General features: G+C 29.4%; 19 protein-coding genes. 1 reads left to right on the top strand and 18 read right to left on the bottom strand.

Annotated features, from left to right (window positions below; translation table 11 throughout):
- Nucleotides 1–52: 52 nt before the first annotated feature.
- From LL038_RS23160 to LL038_RS23080, 17 genes are all read right to left on the bottom strand, one after another.
- Nucleotides 53–1522 (bottom strand): oligosaccharide flippase family protein, encoded by a 1470-nt coding sequence (locus LL038_RS23160; RefSeq protein ID WP_216122756.1) that lies wholly within the window; start codon nt 1520–1522, stop codon nt 53–55.
- A gap of 226 nt (nt 1523–1748) precedes the next feature.
- Entirely contained in the window at nt 1749–3020 is a 1272-nt protein-coding gene (locus tag LL038_RS23155) for a glycosyltransferase family 61 protein (RefSeq protein WP_216122755.1), read from the bottom strand.
- Nucleotides 3021–3147: 127 nt separating this feature from the next.
- Nucleotides 3148–4245, bottom strand: a complete 1098-nt coding sequence (locus LL038_RS23150) for a DegT/DnrJ/EryC1/StrS family aminotransferase (protein ID WP_216122754.1) — start codon at nt 4243–4245, stop codon at nt 3148–3150.
- A gap of 15 nt (nt 4246–4260) precedes the next feature.
- Nucleotides 4261–4668, bottom strand: coding sequence for a sugar 3,4-ketoisomerase (locus LL038_RS23145; protein WP_216122753.1), 408 nt, complete (start codon nt 4666–4668; stop codon nt 4261–4263).
- The gene (locus LL038_RS23140) at nt 4661–5482 is read right to left on the bottom strand and encodes an acyltransferase (protein ID WP_216122752.1); all 822 of its coding nucleotides are present in this window, start codon (nt 5480–5482) and stop codon (nt 4661–4663) included. The genes LL038_RS23145 and LL038_RS23140 overlap by 8 nt, the downstream gene beginning before the upstream one ends.
- 48 nt (nt 5483–5530) lie before the next feature.
- Nucleotides 5531–6448 carry a glycosyltransferase gene (locus LL038_RS23135; protein ID WP_216122751.1) on the bottom strand — a complete coding sequence of 306 codons (918 nt, stop codon included), beginning with the start codon at nt 6446–6448 and terminating at the stop codon, nt 5531–5533.
- A 149-nt stretch (nt 6449–6597) separates the two neighbouring features.
- On the bottom strand, nt 6598–7617 hold the full coding sequence (locus tag LL038_RS23130; RefSeq protein WP_216122750.1) for a glycosyltransferase: 1020 nt from the start codon (nt 7615–7617) through the stop codon (nt 6598–6600).
- Nucleotides 7618–7672: 55 nt separating this feature from the next.
- Complete coding sequence (locus LL038_RS23125) at nt 7673–8755, bottom strand: EpsG family protein (protein WP_216122749.1); 1083 nt, start codon at nt 8753–8755, stop codon at nt 7673–7675.
- Between the two features lie 163 nt (nt 8756–8918).
- The gene (locus LL038_RS23120; RefSeq protein WP_216122748.1) at nt 8919–10046 is read right to left on the bottom strand and encodes a glycosyltransferase family 4 protein; all 1128 of its coding nucleotides are present in this window, start codon (nt 10044–10046) and stop codon (nt 8919–8921) included.
- Between the two features lie 64 nt (nt 10047–10110).
- Nucleotides 10111–10950 (bottom strand): glycosyltransferase, encoded by an 840-nt coding sequence (locus tag LL038_RS23115; protein WP_216122747.1) that lies wholly within the window; start codon nt 10948–10950, stop codon nt 10111–10113.
- A 5-nt stretch (nt 10951–10955) separates the two neighbouring features.
- Entirely contained in the window at nt 10956–11822 is an 867-nt protein-coding gene (locus LL038_RS23110; RefSeq protein ID WP_216122746.1) for an NAD-dependent epimerase/dehydratase family protein, read from the bottom strand.
- Nucleotides 11823–11881: 59 nt separating this feature from the next.
- Complete coding sequence (locus tag LL038_RS23105; protein WP_216122745.1) at nt 11882–12445, bottom strand: NeuD/PglB/VioB family sugar acetyltransferase; 564 nt, start codon at nt 12443–12445, stop codon at nt 11882–11884.
- Nucleotides 12446–12462: 17 nt separating this feature from the next.
- Nucleotides 12463–13101: a sugar transferase gene (locus LL038_RS23100; RefSeq protein WP_216122744.1), complete on the bottom strand. Its 639-nt coding sequence runs from the start codon at nt 13099–13101 to the stop codon at nt 12463–12465.
- 67 nt (nt 13102–13168) lie between these two features.
- On the bottom strand, nt 13169–15028 hold the full coding sequence (locus tag LL038_RS23095) for a polysaccharide biosynthesis protein (RefSeq protein ID WP_216122743.1): 1860 nt from the start codon (nt 15026–15028) through the stop codon (nt 13169–13171).
- 45 nt (nt 15029–15073) lie between these two features.
- The gene (locus LL038_RS23090; protein ID WP_216122742.1) at nt 15074–15802 is read right to left on the bottom strand and encodes a CpsD/CapB family tyrosine-protein kinase; all 729 of its coding nucleotides are present in this window, start codon (nt 15800–15802) and stop codon (nt 15074–15076) included.
- Nucleotides 15803–15860: 58 nt separating this feature from the next.
- Nucleotides 15861–16628: a tyrosine-protein phosphatase gene (locus LL038_RS23085; RefSeq protein ID WP_216122741.1), complete on the bottom strand. Its 768-nt coding sequence runs from the start codon at nt 16626–16628 to the stop codon at nt 15861–15863.
- Nucleotides 16629–16640: 12 nt separating this feature from the next.
- On the bottom strand, nt 16641–17336 hold the full coding sequence (locus tag LL038_RS23080) for a YveK family protein (protein ID WP_216122739.1): 696 nt from the start codon (nt 17334–17336) through the stop codon (nt 16641–16643).
- Nucleotides 17337–17673: 337 nt separating this feature from the next.
- Here LL038_RS23080 and LL038_RS23075 point away from each other — a divergent pair, with 337 nt between their 5' ends.
- Complete coding sequence (locus LL038_RS23075; RefSeq protein WP_216122738.1) at nt 17674–19371, top strand: PPC domain-containing protein; 1698 nt, start codon at nt 17674–17676, stop codon at nt 19369–19371.
- A gap of 92 nt (nt 19372–19463) precedes the next feature.
- On the opposite strand, the gene LL038_RS23070 is transcribed toward LL038_RS23075, so the two are convergent.
- Entirely contained in the window at nt 19464–20405 is a 942-nt protein-coding gene (locus tag LL038_RS23070) for a hypothetical protein (protein ID WP_216122735.1), read from the bottom strand.
- Between the last annotated feature and the right edge of the window lie 24 nt (nt 20406–20429).

Raw genomic sequence — 20429 nt, 5'->3', positions numbered from 1 at the left:
TAAATTTATATTAAATATTAAAACCCTAGTATCTTTGCCACGGAGATTGCTATCAATTTTTATGTACTTTTTTATTTATATATTTCTTAATTTTGATTAATTTTTTCTCATCAATAACCAACTTAGCCCAAACCCCTAATATTACAAATAAGATAATAGCTTTATATAAAAATTTAATATTTAATATCTCGATCACAACATAACTGCAAGTTAGTATTGCAAATGATAGCAACATATTTTTTCTTGTATAACTTTTAAATTCAAAATTTATATTTTTCTTTAAATATATATAATATATAATGCAAAGCAATATATTTAATGCTACATAAGCATATGCAATCCCATATAAACTCCCAAACTTATTTAACAACAGTATTGAGGACACTGTAAAAAATACATTCGCAATAAAATCAATTATTATAAATTCCCTGAGTTTGTAAATTGGCGCAAAAACATAGCCTATAGTCCATGCGATAACTTTAAAATAATCGCCTATTATAAATACTGATAATAATTCTGCAGATAAGGCAAACTTACTACTATACAATAAACCAATTATTATATTTTTGAAAAGAAGTATTGCAATAAATACAGGTACTATTACTAAAAGTAACATTTCTAATGTTTTATTCATTTCTTCTACTCTTTCTTCATTAGTTTTCAATGAGCATAAAGTAGGAAAATAATATACACCACAACTTGTAAAAATAATTCCTATGTATTGATTCATAATTGACCAATCAGCCTGAAATATTCCATTGTAATCCATACCAAGTTTTTTAGTAATTGCTGTCTTTATCACTAACATTGATACGTTAGTAAATAACGCTGCAAAAATGCTAGTGGAACCAAATGCAATTAATGTCTTAAAAATATTAATCTTATATCTATGCAAAGAAATTTTAAATTTTATTTGTTTCTTACATAAAATATATTTTAAAGCAACAAAATTAATAATATAACCTACTACTGACATAGCAACTATTGAATAAATAGCACCATTTAATTTAAAAGAGTAAATAAAAAATACTGAAGCAATAACATTAATTATTGAAGTTAATATTGCCACTCTAGATATAACTTTTATTTCTTTGAAACCATTAATTATGGCACCATCAATAGAATTAAATGTAGTTATAGGTACTGAAAATGCAACAATAATTATAATTATATAGTATTTTTCATTATTGAAATTTTGTACTGATATCTGTTTTGAAAATAATATCATCGCAATTAATATAATAATGGAGGAAATTAAACTAGTAATATATGATGTACTAATAACATTTTGGATTTCTTCTTTATCATCCACATCATCGCTAATTTTCTTAACTATTCCATTGTTTATACCTAAATTACCCGCTATTTGTCCTATACCCAAGATATTATTAATGACAGATAGCACGCCTATACCATATGTACCTAATATAACAGCCGTAAGTTTGCTTCTTATAATATTTGATAAAATTTGGAATATAGACACTAGGCCCATTGAAAAAAAAGCATTTACCCTCTTGTTCATAATAACTCCCTAAATTGTTTAATTTTAATCATAAAGATATACCCAAATTCAACTCAACTTTAATGTTTGGGATAATATTTAGAATTTCCACCTATGAATACTCGTTATGTGTTTTACCTTTTTATAAAATCACTTGCCAATTTAAAGCTTAATAAGTATTCTAATTGAGCTTTAAAAATTTTATTATCCATTATTACATATTTTTATATCTTTCGTAATTTAAAGATTACAAAAGTGTTTTTAAAAACTCATTACAATAGTTCAAATCAATTTCAACTTGGTCTCCTGAAACATTTTTTGCTTTTTTTATGATTTTTGCATCTAAATAAATTGATTGTAAATTTATTATTTTTGATATTGTTGAATACAAATGAAAGTTGTATTCTTTAGGGATAATGGTTATTATCGTAGCATTACTTGGACAATACAATATATTAGTGAGGGCGGCTCCACTTGAACCAGCTATATATTTGGCCTGTGAAAAAGTCTCCACTTGCTGCTCAAAAGACATATTTTCTGGGAACACAATTTCAAACCCGTATTTAGCAAACATTTCTGCAACTTCCGCATTATTAAGTAATCTTTTATTATTTATATTCTTTCTAGAAATATATATCTTTCTATACCCTTCCAACTTAGTATCCTCTAGAATGCTATTCCTTATATACTCAACCCCTGAATTTGCTACTAAAAAATCTTCAGCTCTTAAGTTCGACCTACCTTTAACATTAATAGGCATCCACGTATTATATGATGGATATATTAATTTTTTAACCTTATACATATGATCCCTTTGAATTGGAATTATAGGGTGGTTATATTTATTGATTTTTTCAAGCAAGTCTCTATACTGTGGAACTTTAAGAACTATTTCGTCAATCAATAGCGGTATTGAACGATATTCTTCATAATAATCGATATATTGAAGTCTAGAAAGTAGTTCTATACTAACGTGATAGTAGTTGTCAGGTGCAAAACCAATAAGAAAAATTGCTTCTTCAAGTACCTGATTCGTACCTATATATTCTACTAATGCAATATTTTTGTCAATGATCTTTAGAGAACCATACCTTAAATCATACCTTTTGTCTTTATCGGCTTCAGCCATATCATATAAACAAGAATTATCAGCTATAATAAAACTGTTGGCTCCAATAATTTCCGCATTAATCAATTCGGCGACATATATTTCTCGTGATGTAGCTTTCTTTATTTCTTCAGTCTCTTGATTCCCATAAAAATAAGGAATGCATACCTCTCTAAGTTGCTCTTTTTCTATAATTGAGTATCTTAGATTGTTTTTACTACAAAAGTCTTTCACCGAGCTAATCTTATATGAATTAAGTTTGTACTTCTTATTCACAAATGTTTTCATTCTTAATATTAAGTAATATAACTTCTTTTTTTCTCTAATAAATTCATACATAACTTGATATACTTTTACTAGAAATAGGTAAAGCTTCTTTTGTTTTTTTATAGCTTTTTTAATTTTTTCCAAGCTCTTATCCCCTTTAACATGATTATTAAGCTGATACTAACTATGCAAAATAATATTACTTATACTCACTACTAAATAACTATATCTTAGACCATATAAACGCCCTTTTGTTATACTGTTGATTATTTTATTTCCAATTGTTTATTTTTTCTATTACATAATTTATTTCTTCATCTTTCATTCCATACCATATAGGTAAACTTATAACTTCATTAGATATTTTTTCAGCTAGAGGTAGACTACCTTTACTTATTTTTAATTCTTCATAAGCTGGTTGTAAATGCATTGGTACTGGGTAATGTATTGTTGTACCTATTCCATTTACTTTTAAATATTTTTCAAATTCATCCCTTTGTTCTGTTCTAACAACAAATAAATGCCATACATGTTTTGCATAATCAGCTTCGACTGGCTTTATTATTTTAGAGTTGTTAATACCATCAATATATTTTCGAGCAATTTTTCTTCTTTCCTCATTCCATTTATCAAGGTTTCTTAATTTAATTCTTAAAAACGCTGCTTGAACCTCATCAAGTCTTGAATTTGTACCTTTATAAATATGATGATATTTTTTATCTGATCCATAATTTTCTATAGCCCTTATTTTATCCGCCAATACTTTGTTATTTGTAACTACAGCTCCTGCATCTCCAAGCGCACCTAAGTTCTTTCCTGGATAAAAGCTAAACCCTGAAGCATCTCCTAAGCTTCCAACTTTTTTCCCTTTATATAGTGCTCCATGAGCTTGAGCTGAATCTTCTATTACTTTCAAATTATATTTTTTAGCTATTTTATTTATTTCATCCATATCAGCAGGTTGTCCACAAAGATGAACTGCTATTATGGCTTTTGTCTTATTCGTTATAGCTTTTTCTATTAATCCTGGATTCACATTATATGTTGATAAATTAGGTTCTACAAAAACAGGTTTTGCACCAACATATGATACTGCAAGAGCTGTTGCAATATATGTATTTGAAGGAACTATTACTTCGTCGCCCTCACCAATATCATATCCTCTTAAAATTAAGTAAAGCGCATCAAGACCATTCCCGCATCCAATACAATACTTAGCTCCACAAAACTCTGCAAATTCCTCTTCAAACTTCATTACTTCTTCGCCCTGTATGAACCAATTTTTTTCATAAACCTCTTTAAATTTATTTAATATCTCCTCTTCAATTTCTTTATGCATAGGTTCAAAACTAACAAATGGTATATTCAAATTTAACACCCCTCTTTAAAATCTTTTTTTAGCTTCATCTAAATAAAAATCATAATTTCTTATATAATCATCTTCATCATAGTACTCTGAAGCAAGCACTAAAAGTACACTACCTTCTGTAAAATCAAACATTTCTCTCCATATTAAAGTTCCTACATACAAACCTACTGATGGATCATTCAATTCAAAAACTTCTTCTTCTTTTGGGTTTTTAACTCGAATTTTCACAGAACCATTTAGGCAGATTAACACTTGATGAAGCTTCCTGTGTGAATGAAAACCCCTTGTTGTTCCTTGCTCTACTTTAGTAATGTAATAAATTCGTTTTATTTCAAATGGTGTATCTAATTTACTTTCTATTGGTGTTAAATGTCCATATTTATCTGTTATGTCCTTAAATTTAATTAATGCGCAATTATACATTTTTTTCATCTCCTCTTATGTCCAAACTATTATACCAAGATTCATAACCCGATTCCTCCCATGGCATCCCTCTCTTAAATGTATATCTCCATGGATAAACTAATTCCCCAGTAAGTTTGTTCTTGATTTTACTAACAGAACATATTTCTTTTGCAGGATTTCCTACTACTACTGTCTCTTTAGGAACATCTCGATTAACCACTGCCCCAGCTCCAACAAATCCATCTTCACATACATGCACTCCGGGTAGAATAATACTACCAGTTGCTATAACTGCAAATGAATCAATTGTAACTCCTAGCATTACTTCTGAAGGTGGTGTTGGATCATTTGTTAATACAACATAAGGAAAAATCCATACATAATCATTAATTTTACTCTTTTGGCCTATGTGAACATTACTATGGATACCAACATAATTACCAATCTCGCAATATCCTTGTATATCTGATAATGTTCCAACTCTTACATTATTACCAATAATAGTTTTTTCTCTAATTGTAACCTTATGCCCACTTTGAAAATTGTCTCCTATTATTGTATCTCCATAAATAACATTTTCAGTTCTAATCAAGGCATTTTCTCCAATAATTAATGGGTGGACTTTATTAGTTTTATCTTTATAGAAATCCATTAGGTATTCACCTATAATAGTTCTTGCCCCGATAAAACTGCCCTTTTTAATGTGAACATTATCGCGAATTATACAACCATAGTCTATGTATACATCATCTTCTAGGGTTACATTCTCACCGATAATACCATCTTCTTTTATTGTTACATTTCGTCCTATTTTTGCTGTTGAATGTATCATAAAATCATCTCCTTTACAAAGTTTTAAACTAGGATAAATAATTTAACCCTATTTTAAAGTATAACGTAAAAACTTATCTAATATTTTATTTTTTAACTTAACTAGTATTTTATATACTACTATCTCAGGGAATATCATTATGATTTTATATGTGTGTGCTTTATTTATCATTCTGTAGTATTCACATTTTTTAAGCCTATTAATGAATATACCTGTATCCTTTTTAAAAGGTAAAATCTCTTTTATTATTGCTGTTTCATAATCTTTCTTCAATATAGGATTAATATTATTTGCTGTACTAATTCCACCCAATCTATATTTAATAGTAGTCATATTTAAAAACTTTATTTTACATTTTTCTCTTGTACATTGTAAATACTTTGGATAATCCTCTAATAATTTATAATCTTCATCAAAGAGTCCATATTTACTAAAAAACTCTTTATCATAATATGTACATGCACCAGAAATAAAATTTTGCTTACATAATACTGCATATAAATTTTTATTGCTTTTTAAAAGCTGAACTTCTTTCTTATTCGGTAATTTTTTAATTTTTTTTAAAAATTTTTCATCATAAACATCTCTATAAGCAGTAATAATTAAGGCTTTTGTTTTTATAAAAGTTTTAACAATATCGCTTATTACATCATTATTATAAAAGCAATCATCTACTGCTAATCCAATTATATAATTACCCTTACTTGCTTTTATTGCATTATTAAAATTTTTCACGGTACCAACATTATCGTCATACTTGATAATGTTAACATTAATTATATTATATTTTTTCTTTTGGTTTATATAAGAGCTAATAAATTCTAAATCAAAATTATCGGAACCATCATCACTTATAATCAGTTCAATTTTAGGGTATTTTTGATTTAATACAGAATCGATACACTCCTTAAAGTATTCAAAATTTTTATATGTTAATACAATTACTGAGATTAAAGATTTATCCATATTTCCTCCATGAATATTTTTTAGTCATTTGTAAAATTTTATAGATAAAGCTTAATTTTCGCCAAGATTTACTATTTAAACTATAGATAAATAGCAACATTAAACTTGCACAATATTTTCTAACAGAAAAAATAATTTACTACTTTTATTTACATTTTTCCTACTTCTATTTTTTTTGCAATTAATCCACTATATTCTTTTATTATGTTATCCAAACTATACTCTTCATCATGTTTTTTAAAATTTATTATTGCTTTCATATACATCTTAAGTGTCTGTAGTAATCTAACTTTTCTATTAAATAATTTTAATACTATTGCCTTAAATATTGAATATAACATGTTACAAATAAATTGCCAATCATTATTATATTTATAACTTAAATATGCACTACTATATGGCAATTTAAAATCTCTTTTTGACGTATTCGCCTTAAGAATTCTAAATCCTAATGGTAATTTTTTTTTCAAATTGTTACTAATATATTGTTTTTGTTTATGCTTTTTAATTAAATCAGGGTGTGTATATATTGCGTTATTTGCCAACAATATTTTGTATCCGCTCATTTTCACTCTAAGACAATACTCAAAATCTTCTAATCCCACAAAAAAATTTTTCCCATCATATGGTCCTATCTTGCTTATAGTATCACTTTTAATTAGTATCCCTGCCGTACCTGCAACATCAATATCAATTGTATTAGTATTTGAGATTACATCAATATATTTTCCAAAAACATTTCGAGTACATCTAAAATAGTTTAACTTTTGATTATTGAAATCATGTATAACTGGAGCTACAATTGAAACATTTGGTATACTAAAATAATTCAACATAATTTCCAAACAATTTTTTTGTGGATAACCGTCTTGGTCATGTAACCATACATAATCTATATTATTATCTAAAGCTAAAGTCATACCTATGGAAAATCCCAGGGATGATCCAAGGTTTTTAATTGTAGAATAATATTTTACAGGTATTTTATAGTTTGTATAAAAGCCATTAATAATTTCAATTATTTTATTTCTATACACTTCCTCCGTACTGTTGTCTATTATTAGAATAACTGTAGACTTTACATTTTGTTCTCCTATTTTAATTAATAAATTGTATAAACTAACATTTTCATTATATGTAACAATTATAGACGCGACTCTGCTTTTCATTATATTAAAAACTCCCTTATGCTTTAATTGAAAATTATGTTTAAAACTAATAATTTTAAAAAAATATACTCTTATAGGGTATAAATACCTCAAACATCTTTAGAAAGAAATTAAAATAAATTAATATAAAAATATAAATTAATACAAAATTATACCCTACTAATTTATTTTTAAATATACTTATAAAAGCTCCAATGAATACAGGCTCAAACACAGCAAATATAGCCGCTGTTCTTGCAGCTAATATAGATACTTCATTAAATGAAATCAGAATAATAACTCCGCATAAATATGTTTTAAAAATTACATCAAAATATTTTATATTATTCCTCATTATTCCCCTATACCTAAAAATTATAAAACATACTAAAATACGAAACAGAACTACGGAATTAACAATTCCGTATTTATAACCATATTCAGCACTATAATAATAATTAACAACTCCTTTAGGTAAGAAATTCGAGAAATTACTAATAATTATACCAAGCCATCCAGTAGAACCTAGAATCATAGCAAATATTAATACATACCAAAACAACTTTTCCTTAATATTAATTTTATTAATAAAATACATAGGCAACATAATATATGAAACGCTATGAAAGGATGCGGCTATAAATACAATTAAAACAAATTTAAACATTTTCTGTTCATCTATATACTTAATACTTAAAAGTAATATAGCCATTGCTAACCCTTGCCTTATTTGCCCCATATTTAGCATAAAATAAAATCTTGCACAGTATGCAAAAATAGCTATCAAATAATATTTTGTATATTTCCTATATGTAAAGCATATAATAAACATGCTTATAATTGCTACAATTATAAATACTGCATTTACGTTTAATCCTAAAGATTTTATTATAATATTAAGTAATATATATCCATATTCGGCATATATTCTCAAGTGTTTTAATCCACTTACTGTAAATTGGCTTATGGTAGGAACTTGTTGGAAAATATTTGAATAAGAATCGTAATCAAAGCCTATCTCACACCTTAATCCTGCAAATAAAGATAGTACTATAAATACAACGCACAATGTGATCATTTGTAATTTTTCAGTGTGTTTTATCATAACTATAAAAGAGCTACAAGTTAGAAATAAAAATAATATTATATAAGTATTCATAAAAGAATTCCTTCCGCAATACAAATTTTGGCAAACTTCAAAGACAAACACGTAACATTACGAATGTACGTTCTATATAATACCATAAAACAGCTTATGAACATCTTTATAATATTTTTGATTTTAAAAACTGTAAGGCTAATTTGAACTACATCGAAAAGTTTTATTTGTTCCTTATCATTCTATAGTAAATCTTTTCATAATTTTTACTCATTAATTTGTCACTAAAATTTTTTCTTATATGTTCTATGGTTTTTTTATTATTTAAAGAAATATCTTTATTAGCTATTTCTTTAATAATTGATGCAAGTTTTGCTATATTGCCCACTTCAAAACTTTTTACCAGCATTGGATTTTGTTCGAATATTTCTATGTGTTGTGGTATACTAGATAATACTAAATTTAATCCTGAGCTCCCTGCTTCTATAACCGAATATGGTAGTCCTTCTGATTTTGAAGCAGAAATGTAAATATCACTAGCTTTCAGATAATCTTGAACATTATTTACTTTTCCCTTAATAATAATATTGTTATAAGATTCCTTTTTACACTCATTCAAAAGGTCTCCATCTCCAAGTATAATTAACACTGCCTCTTTATCCACCTTAGCTTCCTTAAAAGCTCTTATAATCGTCAATGGATCTTTTCTCTTAATTAATGTACTCACAACTAGAAATACTATTCTATCATCTGTAATTCCTAATTCTAACCTAATTCTATTCTTTTCATCTTGATTATTAGTTGTCTTAAATTTATCTATATCTACACCATTTTGTACAGCATAAAGTTTTTTATTTAAAATATTGCAATACATTTTTTGTAAAGTTTTAGAACAACAAATAGGATATTTACAATTTTTAATTGCTGATAATCCATAATAAGAAGCTATCTTTCCAACAAAGGCACCAAATTTAGACACGTAATCATCAAAAACATAATTATGTATAGTCATACAATGTAGATAATCCAGCTTTAAATTATTAATAGCTCCATCTGCTCTTAATCCACTGCTATGAATGATATCGGGTTTATATTCTTGTATTTTTTTCTTAAGCATATATTTCCCATACACTGCAAACTTAGCTCTACTTAAATTTAATGAATCCACCCTAATTCCATTTTCAATAAATATTTTTATAGAACTATTTATTTGTTCAGTAGATAAGGTTAAAATAATAGGTTCAAATTTAATTCTATCAAGGTTTCTAACAATCCCAAATAACTGTGTTGTAGGCCCTCCACTTTCCAATGTAGATTCCACGTATAATATTTTAACTTTATGTTGATTCATTTTTACGCATCATCTCCGCTTAAATAAGTCTTTATATTAAATGTTTCTGGATGTATTTTTTATATTAATCTCTATATGATTTCCTTAAAAATCTATCTGAAAGTATTTTTAATAACCATACAGGACATAAGCACATTACTACCTGGCTAATTACAACAAATATTAAATCAGATGTTTTAGAGTAACCCTTTTTCCAAAAATTATAAATAACAGCAATATAACTTTTACAGTTATTCCAACTTTTTCTTCTTTCAAAATTATCTTCATTTGATCTAAATAACAAAAGTGACTTGTCGATATTCATTGCTATATATCCTTGATTTAGCATTCTTCCAAAGAGATCAATGTCTTCCTTTCTCTTTACATCGTGATACCCACCTTCACAACCTAAAACCATTGATTTCTTATACATAACAGTAGGATGATTAAATGGACTTCTACGTCTTGAAAATTTTAATATATCTTCATGTTTCGTAGGAACAATTCTAGAAGTAACAATATTATTAGGGTTATCATAAAATTCATCGGTCATTGTACCAACAATACTTAACTTTTCATTCTTGATAAACTCCTCAACTTGTAATTCGCAACGATTTTCTAAAGAAATATCATCCGTGTCCATTCTCGCCACAAGCTCATTTTTACACTCTTTTAAACCCTCATTCAGCGCTAATCCTAACCCTAAATTTTTTTCTAACGCTACAATACTAAACTGATTAGGTTCGTGTGAAACATAGTAATCTATAACCCTATCTAATTCCTCTGTTAACTTACCATCTTTAACTATAACAATTTCATCAGGCTTTAAAGTCTGATGAAGCATACTCTCTATACTCAATTTGAAAAATTTTGGATTTTCTTTGTAATAAACGGACATTAAAACACTATATTTCTTATCCACCATAACCTCTATTCCCTTTCTGTCACTGTAACCGACTCTACTAAATCCCTTATTCTATAATCTTCTTTATATTCACTCATACTTTTATCATAAACCAAATTACCAAATGCCTTATTGACCAGACCCACAAAATTACCCATAAGCTTTAACGCTGGATTAAAAAATTTTGTAAGTCTTATATTTTTACCATGAGCTTCTGCTATAATCTTGACCATTTTAGCTGTATTTACATACTCACTATTTTGTGGAAAAAACAACCCACTTTCCTCATTCTTAACAATAAGCCTAATAAACTCACACAAATTATCTATATGTAACATGCTTCTTTGATTATCTACATCAACAAATATAGGTAGCTTCTGAGCCACCTTAGCTAATTTAGGGTAATTACCCTTAGATCCTTTTCCATAAACCATAGGTGGTCTTAATACCACAACTTTAAATTTATCATCGATTAAAGGCATAATACCTTGTTCTGCTTCTAACTTGCTTCTCCCATAAAAATTACTAGGTGTAGGTACGGTATTTTTGTCTATAACCCTTTTATGATTAATATGACTACTGTCACCATAAACTATTATGCTACTCATAAAAATAAACTGTTTAACACCTTCAGCCTTTGCTTTTTTAGCTGTCTGTATTGTAAGGTCCCTATTAACTTTATAATATAGTTGCTCCATCTTAGGGTCTGCCGATACATGTGCTATCCCAGCCACATGAAATATAACATCATACTTTGAAAAATCTCTATTCTTCCATTCATTATCTCTCATATCTAAAGTATCAATAGAATATTTATCCAAGTATTTTTCTAGCCATTTCTCAAAACTTGTACCTATGTAACTATTTGCTCCTGTTATAAGTATATTTATCATTTCAATATCGTCTCCTTCATCTCAGAAGCCCCTTTATGTCTTAACTCTCCAATGCCAAACTATACGCTTTCTCCATCAGCTAACATATATTTGTCTTTTAAAACCGTCCCACTCTTAACAACTGCCCCCGCACCAATATAAGATAATTTTCCAACCTTACACATACTCCTCACAACAGCCCCACTACACACATGAACTCCATCGTAAACCACGCAATCATGGTCAACTGAGCTGTTTATATTTATAATGCATCCCATACCAATCTTCGTCCCTGTATTAATAACAACCCCTGCAAGTATCACACTACCATATCCAATATCACTATATTTACTTACAAATGCTTTAGGATGAATAATCACAGGAACCTTATAACCTACCTTTAATATCTCTTTGATTAATTCAAGCCTTTTCTCATTATTACCTATACATACAATAGCGTACTCATATTTCCCAGAAAATCTTTCATAATCATCCATCTTACCAATAATCTTATGATTCAAAACCATATCTACATCAGTTCTATCATCCAGAAAGTTTATATTATCCCATCGTCCTTCAATCTCCGCAGTCTCTAGCACCACTCTACCATGTCCACCAGCACCTATTATTAACAAATCACTCATTTTATATCACCTCATATTTATACTGATAAATCTTCATGATTGCTCGCTTGGCTTCTTTCTTGACTTATTTCTTCATCTCTCGCTTTGATTATTGAACCTTCAAGAATTCCCTCTGCTTTTAGAACCTTAAACACAGTTCTAAATATTATTAATGCATCTAGCTTCAACGACTTATTGTTTAGATAATATGCGTCATGCCTTGTTTTCTCAAAATCATCATTATTATCTCGGCCATTGATTTGAGCCCACCCTGTAATTCCTGGAATCAGTGTATGAACCCCTACCTTTGTCCGTAACTCCTTAAGCTCATACTGATTATATAAAGCGGGTCTTGGTCCTACAAGCACCATATCCCCTTTAATAATATTAATTATTTGTGGAAGTTCATCCATACTTGTTTTACGTAGAATCTTTCCACTTGTCGTTACATAACTTTTTGAACTATCCAGTTTGTCTGTTGCAACATTTGGAGTTCCAACCTTCATTGTCCTAAATTTATAGAATTTAAATAATTCATTATTTTTACCTATTCTCATCTGAGTAAAAAATACTGGACCTTTTGAATTCAACTTTATTATTACTCCTACGATAATAAATAATGGCGATAACAACACCAATAATATTAAACTTACTACAGCATTTAAAAACTTCTCCATAATACCGCCCCCCTAAATTATTTTATTCTACAATATTAGTACACAACTACGAAGTAGACACCTACGGCTACATAGTAGCCGACTCTGCCAAAGTTCTATTGTATGTTGGAACTATTTCTCCTATTTTATCGATTAACAGTTGCACATCATCTTTTTCTATAATTTCTTTAAGTTCCTTCATTCTTTCTTTTATTACACTCAAATCAGTAAATGTTGGTTTTCCTATAAATATCTTCTCATGTTTAGTGTTTGTAAGTCCTTCTTCACTCATTAAGAGCTCTTCATAAAGCTTTTCTCCTGGGCGAAGTCCTGTGATTTCGATTTTTATGTCTTTGTCTGGAATGAATCCTGAAAGTTTTATTAAATCCCATGCTAAATCATATATTTTAACAGGCTTTCCCATATCAAGCACAAATATTTCTCCACCCTGTGCATATGCCCCAGATTGAAGCACTAATTGCGCAGCTTCTGGAATTGTCATAAAAAATCTTGTTATATATTTGTTAGTAAGTGTAACTGGTCCACCATGTTCTATTTGTTTTTTAAATAATGGAATTACTGACCCATTGCTTCCAAGTACATTTCCAAATCTTACTGCTACAAAATGTGTTTTACTTATTTTATCCATAGATTGTATAATCATCTCACACATTCTTTTAGTAGCACCCATAACATTTGTTGGGTTTACCGCTTTGTCTGTAGATATCATAACGAATCTTTCTACATTAAATTTATGTGCACATTCAGCTACATTATATGTTCCAAACACATTGTTTTTTATGGCCTCCATTGGACTATTTTCCATTAGTGGAACATGTTTATGCGCCGCAGCATGAAAAACTATATTTGGAGAATACTTTTTAAAAACATCTTCCAGCCTTTTTTTATCTCTAACTGACCCTATAAGCACCAATAAATCTAACTTTGGATACTTATACTCAAGTTCCATTTGCAGGTCATAAGCATTGTTTTCATATATATCAAAGACAATTAATTGTTTTGGTTCAAATTTTATAATTTGACGACAGAGTTCTGAACCAATGGACCCACCGCCACCTGTTACGAGTATTGTTTTATTGGTTATATAACTTGTTATGCCCTGCATATCGAGCTTTACTGCTTTACGTCCTAGTAAATCCTCGATTTCTACTTTTCGGATTTGATTTAATGAAACTTTCCCATTTATTATTTCATACATACCTGGGATAATTTCTATTTTACAATTCGTTTTCTTGCATATCTCGAGTATTTCTTTTTTATCTTCATCATCTATTGTTGGAATAGCTATAAGAATAGTTTCTATGTTCTTTTCTATTACTATTCTAGGAATATCTTTTCGATTTCCAAGTACCTTTACTCCCGCAATAGTATTTCCTTTTTTGTAAACTTCATCATCAATTACAGCTATTGGCATGTATTTACTCTGACTACTACTTTTCATTTCTTTAATAACCATAGCTGCAGCCGACCCAGCACCAATTATCATTACTCTTGATTGAACAATTTTACTGGCATTACAATTTACCATACTTTCAAATCTTCCGTAAACTCTAAATGACATTCTAAGCCCTACTATAAAAATAATACTAAAAGCACAGGCTATTATACTTACTCCATATGCGAATGGATGTCCAATAATTCTAACAAAAACGATCATCAAAATATTAGAAGTAAGGCACGCACCAATAATAAGCATAAATTCATCAATACTTGCATATTTCCAAAGACTTTCGTAAAGTTTAAAAATATAAAAACAAGTTATGTAAATAACTGTTACAATTAATGCTATCTCTTTGTAACTACTTGAATAAAATCTGAAATTTTTATAATTATATATAAAAAAGAAAGCTAATATATATGCTAAATTTATTAAAACTGCATCGCTTAGCATCAATATTGGTTTTTTCCATTTCCCTAAAACCTTCATAGAATCCCTCACTTTATCAAATTATAGATAATATTAAATTTCTTATTATTTTGCTATTTTTCTGATTTTTTCACCTTTGACAGTTTCACCATACTTATACTCATAGTTATAATAACCTTTCTTTTTCAGGTCCACTTTATTAAGTACTATACCCAATATTTTAGCGTTTACCTTTTCAAGTAGTCCCTTGGCTTTTACAGCTGCATCCCGTTCCGCTTCCTTTGAAGATACAACTAAAAGGCATCCATCTGTATATTGAGCTAGAATTTGTGCATCTGTAACTAGTATTATTGGAGGAGTATCTAAGATTATATAATCATATGTTTTCTTTAACTCCTCGATAAAATTTTTCATTTTAGCTGATCCTAAAAGTTCCGCGGGGTTTGGTGGTCTTGTACCTGAAGTTAAAACATGAAGGTTCGGTTGTACTGTCTCATGAATACCTATATTTATATTTATTTCACCATCATTTGCATCATCACTTACCAGCATGTTAGATAAACCCTTTTCGTTAGAAAATCCAAAAACCTTATGCACCTGTGGTTTTCTTTGATCACAATCTATTAATAAAGTCTTATTGCCACCTTGAGCCATAACCATAGCCAAATTTGAAGAAGTTGTAGTTTTTCCTTCTCCTGGTCCTGAACTAGTTAGAAGTAATGTCTTAATTTTTTTATCAAAAGATGAAAATTGAATATTAGTCCTAAGGGTTCTATATGACTCTGACATTGGTGAGTTAGGTTCCTTAAATGTTATTAAGTCTAATTCTTTCATTTGATTCACTGCCTTTACTAATTATTTTTAAGTAAACAATAATTTTTTTATAATTATTTTAATGTCTGAATATCTGAAATATACTTTTCTTTTTCTGTATTTTTTCCATAGTAGCTTCTATATCCTTATCTATGAGCATAAGTTCTAAATTACTAGAAACCTTTTTCTCTATGTCCTCATCTAACAATGTCGCTACTCTAACTCCTTCTATAAGGCCAGGGCATCTTCTATTTATAGAATGTGCATCTGACGCAATAAAGTTTACCAAACCCTCTTTAACAAGTAACTTGGCACATTTTTGAACCTTTTTCCCAAATAAGCCTTGCAAGCTTCCAGCATTAATCTGAAACAAACATCCCTCGTTTATAAAATCGTTTATAGTTGTGGGTGCTTCTATTATGTATTCATACCTTTCAGGATGTGCAATTATAGGTTTAATACCTAGAACCCTTAACTCATAAATTAAGTCTAAAGCATCATTTGGTAATTTATCCATTGGAAATTCAATAAGCATATAACTCGTTTCATTTATTCCTCTTATTTTTCCTTCTTTGCACAAATCTAGTGCATACTTATCAAGCATAACTTCTTGTCCTAGTAGTACTTCTATCTTTAAACCTGCATTTTCAGCTGCAAGTTTTACTTCTTGATGCAAGTCAAAAATCTTATCATAATGATTTTCATATCTACCCCTTATATAATGAGGCGTTGCCACAATGATTTTGGTGCCTTTTTCTTCTGCCATTTTTAGCATCTTAATGCTCATTTCCATATCCTTTGAGCCATCATCAATACCTGGGAGTATATGACTATGTATATCAATCATTCCATCGCCTTCTTACTTTTTATCTTCTATTATTCTAGGTATTACTCCGAGAACTGGTAAACCTAAGTATTTTTCTACATCACTTTCGGTCTTTATAGTGTTATCCATGTATTCAAGTAGGAACACAACTCCAAGTGAAAGTATTAACCCTAAAAAAAGGCCAATAGCCAAGTTTAATTTCTTATTAGGACTAATTGGGTTCTTTGGTATAGTAGCCTTATCCATTACTTGTATATCTCCACCTGTTGGATAAACCTTTTTAGTAGATTCTACAAAGGATGTTGAAATAGCATTTACAATCTTATACACCTCTTGTGGCTCCTTACCTTTAGCTGTAATCATTAAAATTTGAGTTCCGGTTTTTGGAGTAACAGTAACGTCAGCTTTAATCTGATCTATTGTTAAATTACCCTTTAATTCATCAAGTGCCCCCTGTGCTACTAAATCAGACTTAGCAATTTCACTATATGTTATAAGTAAATTTTGATACATAGTTATATCACTATTTAGTTGTGAGGATTGATTCGTGGTAGCCTGTGGCTTACCCACTATTATGCTTGTACTTGCCTCATATGTTGGTTTTATAACAAAAAAGCTTAATATACCCGCAATTATTACAGTTGCAAGAGTTATGGTACCTATTAACAATAATCTTTCTTTTATTATTGTAAGATAATCTTCAATACTAATATTCATTTCTTCATTCATCTATAGTTCCCCCTAATAAAAGTTCATATGTCCATATTATATCATTATTTACTTCCTAGGTAAATAATACCTTTCTATAAAATAACGCGATTCAATATTCCTTTGTCTTTTACACTTATATAACGTTTATTACTACAATATAGTTGCACTTTTGCTAATATTTTATGATTATATTTACTTAATGATTTTAGTTAACATAATGACTGCCAGTGAAGTATAATATAACTGAGAAAATCTTCTAAGGATAAATATTCTAAAAAAGGAAAATAGACATTCATGTTGAATTATATATAGAGGGTTTAATAAAAAAATCACTACATTATAAGGGGGATTCAAATTGCATAAAAAAATTATTACACCATTATTCTTATTAGCATTTCTAATAGTGCAAATTATAGTACCAACTAATATTGCCCATGCAGCTATTACCCAAACTCTTACACTCGGCAGCACAGTTACTAGCGATATTGTCTCATCTAATGACCAAGACATATACAAGATCGTACTTCCCACCGCTGGCAAACTCAATATCAAAATGATTTCATCAAATAATAAAATAAATTTAAATTTGAAGGATGATAATGGTAATCAAGTATTATCTTATTATCCCAGTTTAGGAAATGGTAATTCATCCACAACATGGTCCTTACCTATTGATTTAAACGCAGGTACTTATTATTTCACTGTTATAAAATATGTTTCTGACACTGTAAACTATAGTCTTGGAGTTAATTTTACGCAGCTTTATACCAATGATGTAGAACCTAATAATGGTCCTTTAACTGCGCAACCATTAACTTTAAATTCCGATCCACTCATAGGATTTATATCAGCCAATGATGACCAGGATACGTATAAATTTACACTCCCGATTTCTGGTAGAATTGATGTCAAAATGATTTCATCAATATATGGAGTAAATTTAAATTTAAATGATAATGATGGCAAGCAAATATTTTCTAATTACGTAGGTTCGGGATCTGAACAATCTCCAAAGACATGGACACAACTTATTGATTTGGATGCAGGTACTTATTATTTAAGTGTTTTAAAACAAGGCACTGGTCTATTAAACAATAATTCAAATACAGGTAAGTATACTCTTCGCGTTAATTATACGCCTGTATATAGCGATGATGTAGAGCCTAATAATGGCACCTTAACTGCGCAGCCATTAAATTTGAATTCTAATGTTATCACTGGATTTATTGCATGTAATGATGATCAAAACACCTACAAAATATTGCTTCCACTAGATGGAAAAATCACTTTAAAAATGATTTCATCGATTTATGAAGTAAATGCAAACTTAGCGGATAATGATGGCAATCAAATATTCTCGTCGCGCATTCGTTATGGATCGGATGCAACTCCTAAAACATGGTCACAATCTGTTTCCTTAAAAGCAGGTACTTATTTTTTTAGTGTCCTAAAACAACCTTTAGGCCTTCTAAACAATAATTTAAACACTGGAAAATATACTGTTGCAGTTACAGCAGAAGGACAACCAACGCAATCATCAATACCAGTTTCTACAATTCCAGTTAGTACAGATGCAATCACGGTTTCAAACAATCCAGTAGGAGCTTTGGATGTTGTAACTTTAAATAATTATATGTTTACAGATGGTGACAAGGTAACTATTTATTCAGACGCTTTTTCTCAAAAGACAATAGGAGTAGGAACTGTAAATTCAACTCAATATAGAACTACAATAACTACCACTGACCAATTAGCACAAGCGGGCGGTTATGTATATGTAACAGTAACAAGCTTATACAAAACTGAAAGTGCAAGATTAGGCATTCACTATAATAAAGAAGCAGCTTATACTTCAGCAGATTTAAATGTAATGCCTGCCGGAACTGTTTTAATAGGTACCAAATCTTATACCCTTGAATATGCTAACAATTCAGCTAATAGTTCCGAAATCAATAATGCAATAGTTACTGGTGGAGATATTTATGTTAAAGATTACTCCGGAAATTGGGTAGATAATCTTACAGGTAAAACTGTAACCTCAAGTAATATGTAATAACGTAAATTTTTACTCTTTAACGTGAAAATGACTAGGCTGATTTATATCAGTCCAGTCATTTTTATTTAGTTTATATAACTTTTCTAAATTTAGTTAGCAGCAATAATAATCGTTTTTGTTGATGCATTTCCAGATGCATCAGTAAGTGTTGCATTTAATGTAATACTATTACCTAATAAACTAAGGTAATTTTTTAAAGTTCCTACAGATATACCAGCTGCACTAGGTGCATATGACCCAAGTAGATCAGCTACAGGAATAGTAAGATTACCAGAATCATTTATTGTAAAAGTTTTAGACCTTCCCAAACAAGTAACTTTTACAGTAGCTTTCTCGCTAGTGTTAAAATTTACGGCAGTAAACATATCAGTGGCTTTTGCCGCAGCTAGGCTCACTTTAAAATTACCGCTGGCATCCTTAATAGCTGAAACTGATTGTCCAATAGTTAATGCTACAGAATTAAGAATTGGAGCAGTTATATCTACGCTTGGAGTAGTTACAATTGGTGTAGTCACATTTGTAACTTTGATAAGACTTAATCGTGATAATAAATCTGCTTTTATTTTACTTGACGTCGTATCAGCAAGCAATGCATTAACCAAAGTATTTGCAGTATCTACATCTGTTTGTACTTTGCTAATTTCAGCTTTAATTACGGCTTGCGTAGCTGCTAAAATTTTAGTAGCAGAGTTTATTGTAGTTGTAACCTTTGTTTCTAAATCTGCTGCATCAAAACTTATCTTCTCAGTAGCATTTTTGTAAATCACAGCTGGTATAGAACTTATTGCCGTAGCTAACCCATTAATATTATTTATCCATTTTCCATCAAAATTTTTAACATAAACCATTCCACCATCAACTATTGCACTAGCAATTTCTTTGAAATTTGCTGGATCATTGGCATAACTTAAATCAAATGCTTTTGTTCCTATTACAACTGTGCCACTCCCCATTGCACCAAAAGCCGATATAGACGTCGTACCCGCTATCATCACTGCCGCAAGAAATGAACCTATAATTTTCTTATTCATGTATTTATACCCCCATTTTCAATT

This window comes from Clostridium estertheticum, from assembly GCF_026650985.1.
GTDB classification, from domain to species: domain Bacteria; phylum Bacillota; class Clostridia; order Clostridiales; family Clostridiaceae; genus Clostridium_AD; species Clostridium_AD estertheticum_C.
Note: the sequence above shows the minus strand (reverse complement) of the source record. Positions and strands in the feature narration are given on the sequence as shown.

Excerpts from the sequence above, each read along its gene's own strand:
- LL038_RS23160 (WP_216122756.1), bottom strand. The coding sequence starts at position 1,522 with ATGAACAAGAGGGTAAATGCTTTTTTTTCAATGGGCCTAGTGTCTATA.
- LL038_RS23145 (WP_216122753.1), bottom strand. The coding sequence starts at position 4,668 with ATGTATAATTGCGCATTAATTAAATTTAAGGACATAACAGATAAATAT.
- LL038_RS23140 (WP_216122752.1), bottom strand. The coding sequence starts at position 5,482 with ATGATACATTCAACAGCAAAAATAGGACGAAATGTAACAATAAAAGAA.
- LL038_RS23135 (WP_216122751.1), bottom strand. The coding sequence starts at position 6,448 with ATGGATAAATCTTTAATCTCAGTAATTGTATTAACATATAAAAATTTT.
- LL038_RS23130 (WP_216122750.1), bottom strand. The coding sequence starts at position 7,617 with ATGAAAAGCAGAGTCGCGTCTATAATTGTTACATATAATGAAAATGTT.
- LL038_RS23125 (WP_216122749.1), bottom strand. The coding sequence starts at position 8,755 with ATGAATACTTATATAATATTATTTTTATTTCTAACTTGTAGCTCTTTT.
- LL038_RS23120 (WP_216122748.1), bottom strand. The coding sequence starts at position 10,046 with ATGAATCAACATAAAGTTAAAATATTATACGTGGAATCTACATTGGAA.
- LL038_RS23115 (WP_216122747.1), bottom strand. The coding sequence starts at position 10,950 with ATGGTGGATAAGAAATATAGTGTTTTAATGTCCGTTTATTACAAAGAA.
- LL038_RS23110 (WP_216122746.1), bottom strand. The coding sequence starts at position 11,822 with ATGATAAATATACTTATAACAGGAGCAAATAGTTACATAGGTACAAGT.
- LL038_RS23105 (WP_216122745.1), bottom strand. The coding sequence starts at position 12,445 with ATGAGTGATTTGTTAATAATAGGTGCTGGTGGACATGGTAGAGTGGTG.
- LL038_RS23100 (WP_216122744.1), bottom strand. The coding sequence starts at position 13,101 with ATGGAGAAGTTTTTAAATGCTGTAGTAAGTTTAATATTATTGGTGTTG.
- LL038_RS23095 (WP_216122743.1), bottom strand. The coding sequence starts at position 15,028 with ATGAAGGTTTTAGGGAAATGGAAAAAACCAATATTGATGCTAAGCGAT.
- LL038_RS23090 (WP_216122742.1), bottom strand. The coding sequence starts at position 15,802 with ATGAAAGAATTAGACTTAATAACATTTAAGGAACCTAACTCACCAATG.
- LL038_RS23085 (WP_216122741.1), bottom strand. The coding sequence starts at position 16,628 with ATGATTGATATACATAGTCATATACTCCCAGGTATTGATGATGGCTCA.
- LL038_RS23080 (WP_216122739.1), bottom strand. The coding sequence starts at position 17,336 with ATGAATGAAGAAATGAATATTAGTATTGAAGATTATCTTACAATAATA.
- LL038_RS23070 (WP_216122735.1), bottom strand. The coding sequence starts at position 20,405 with ATGAATAAGAAAATTATAGGTTCATTTCTTGCGGCAGTGATGATAGCG.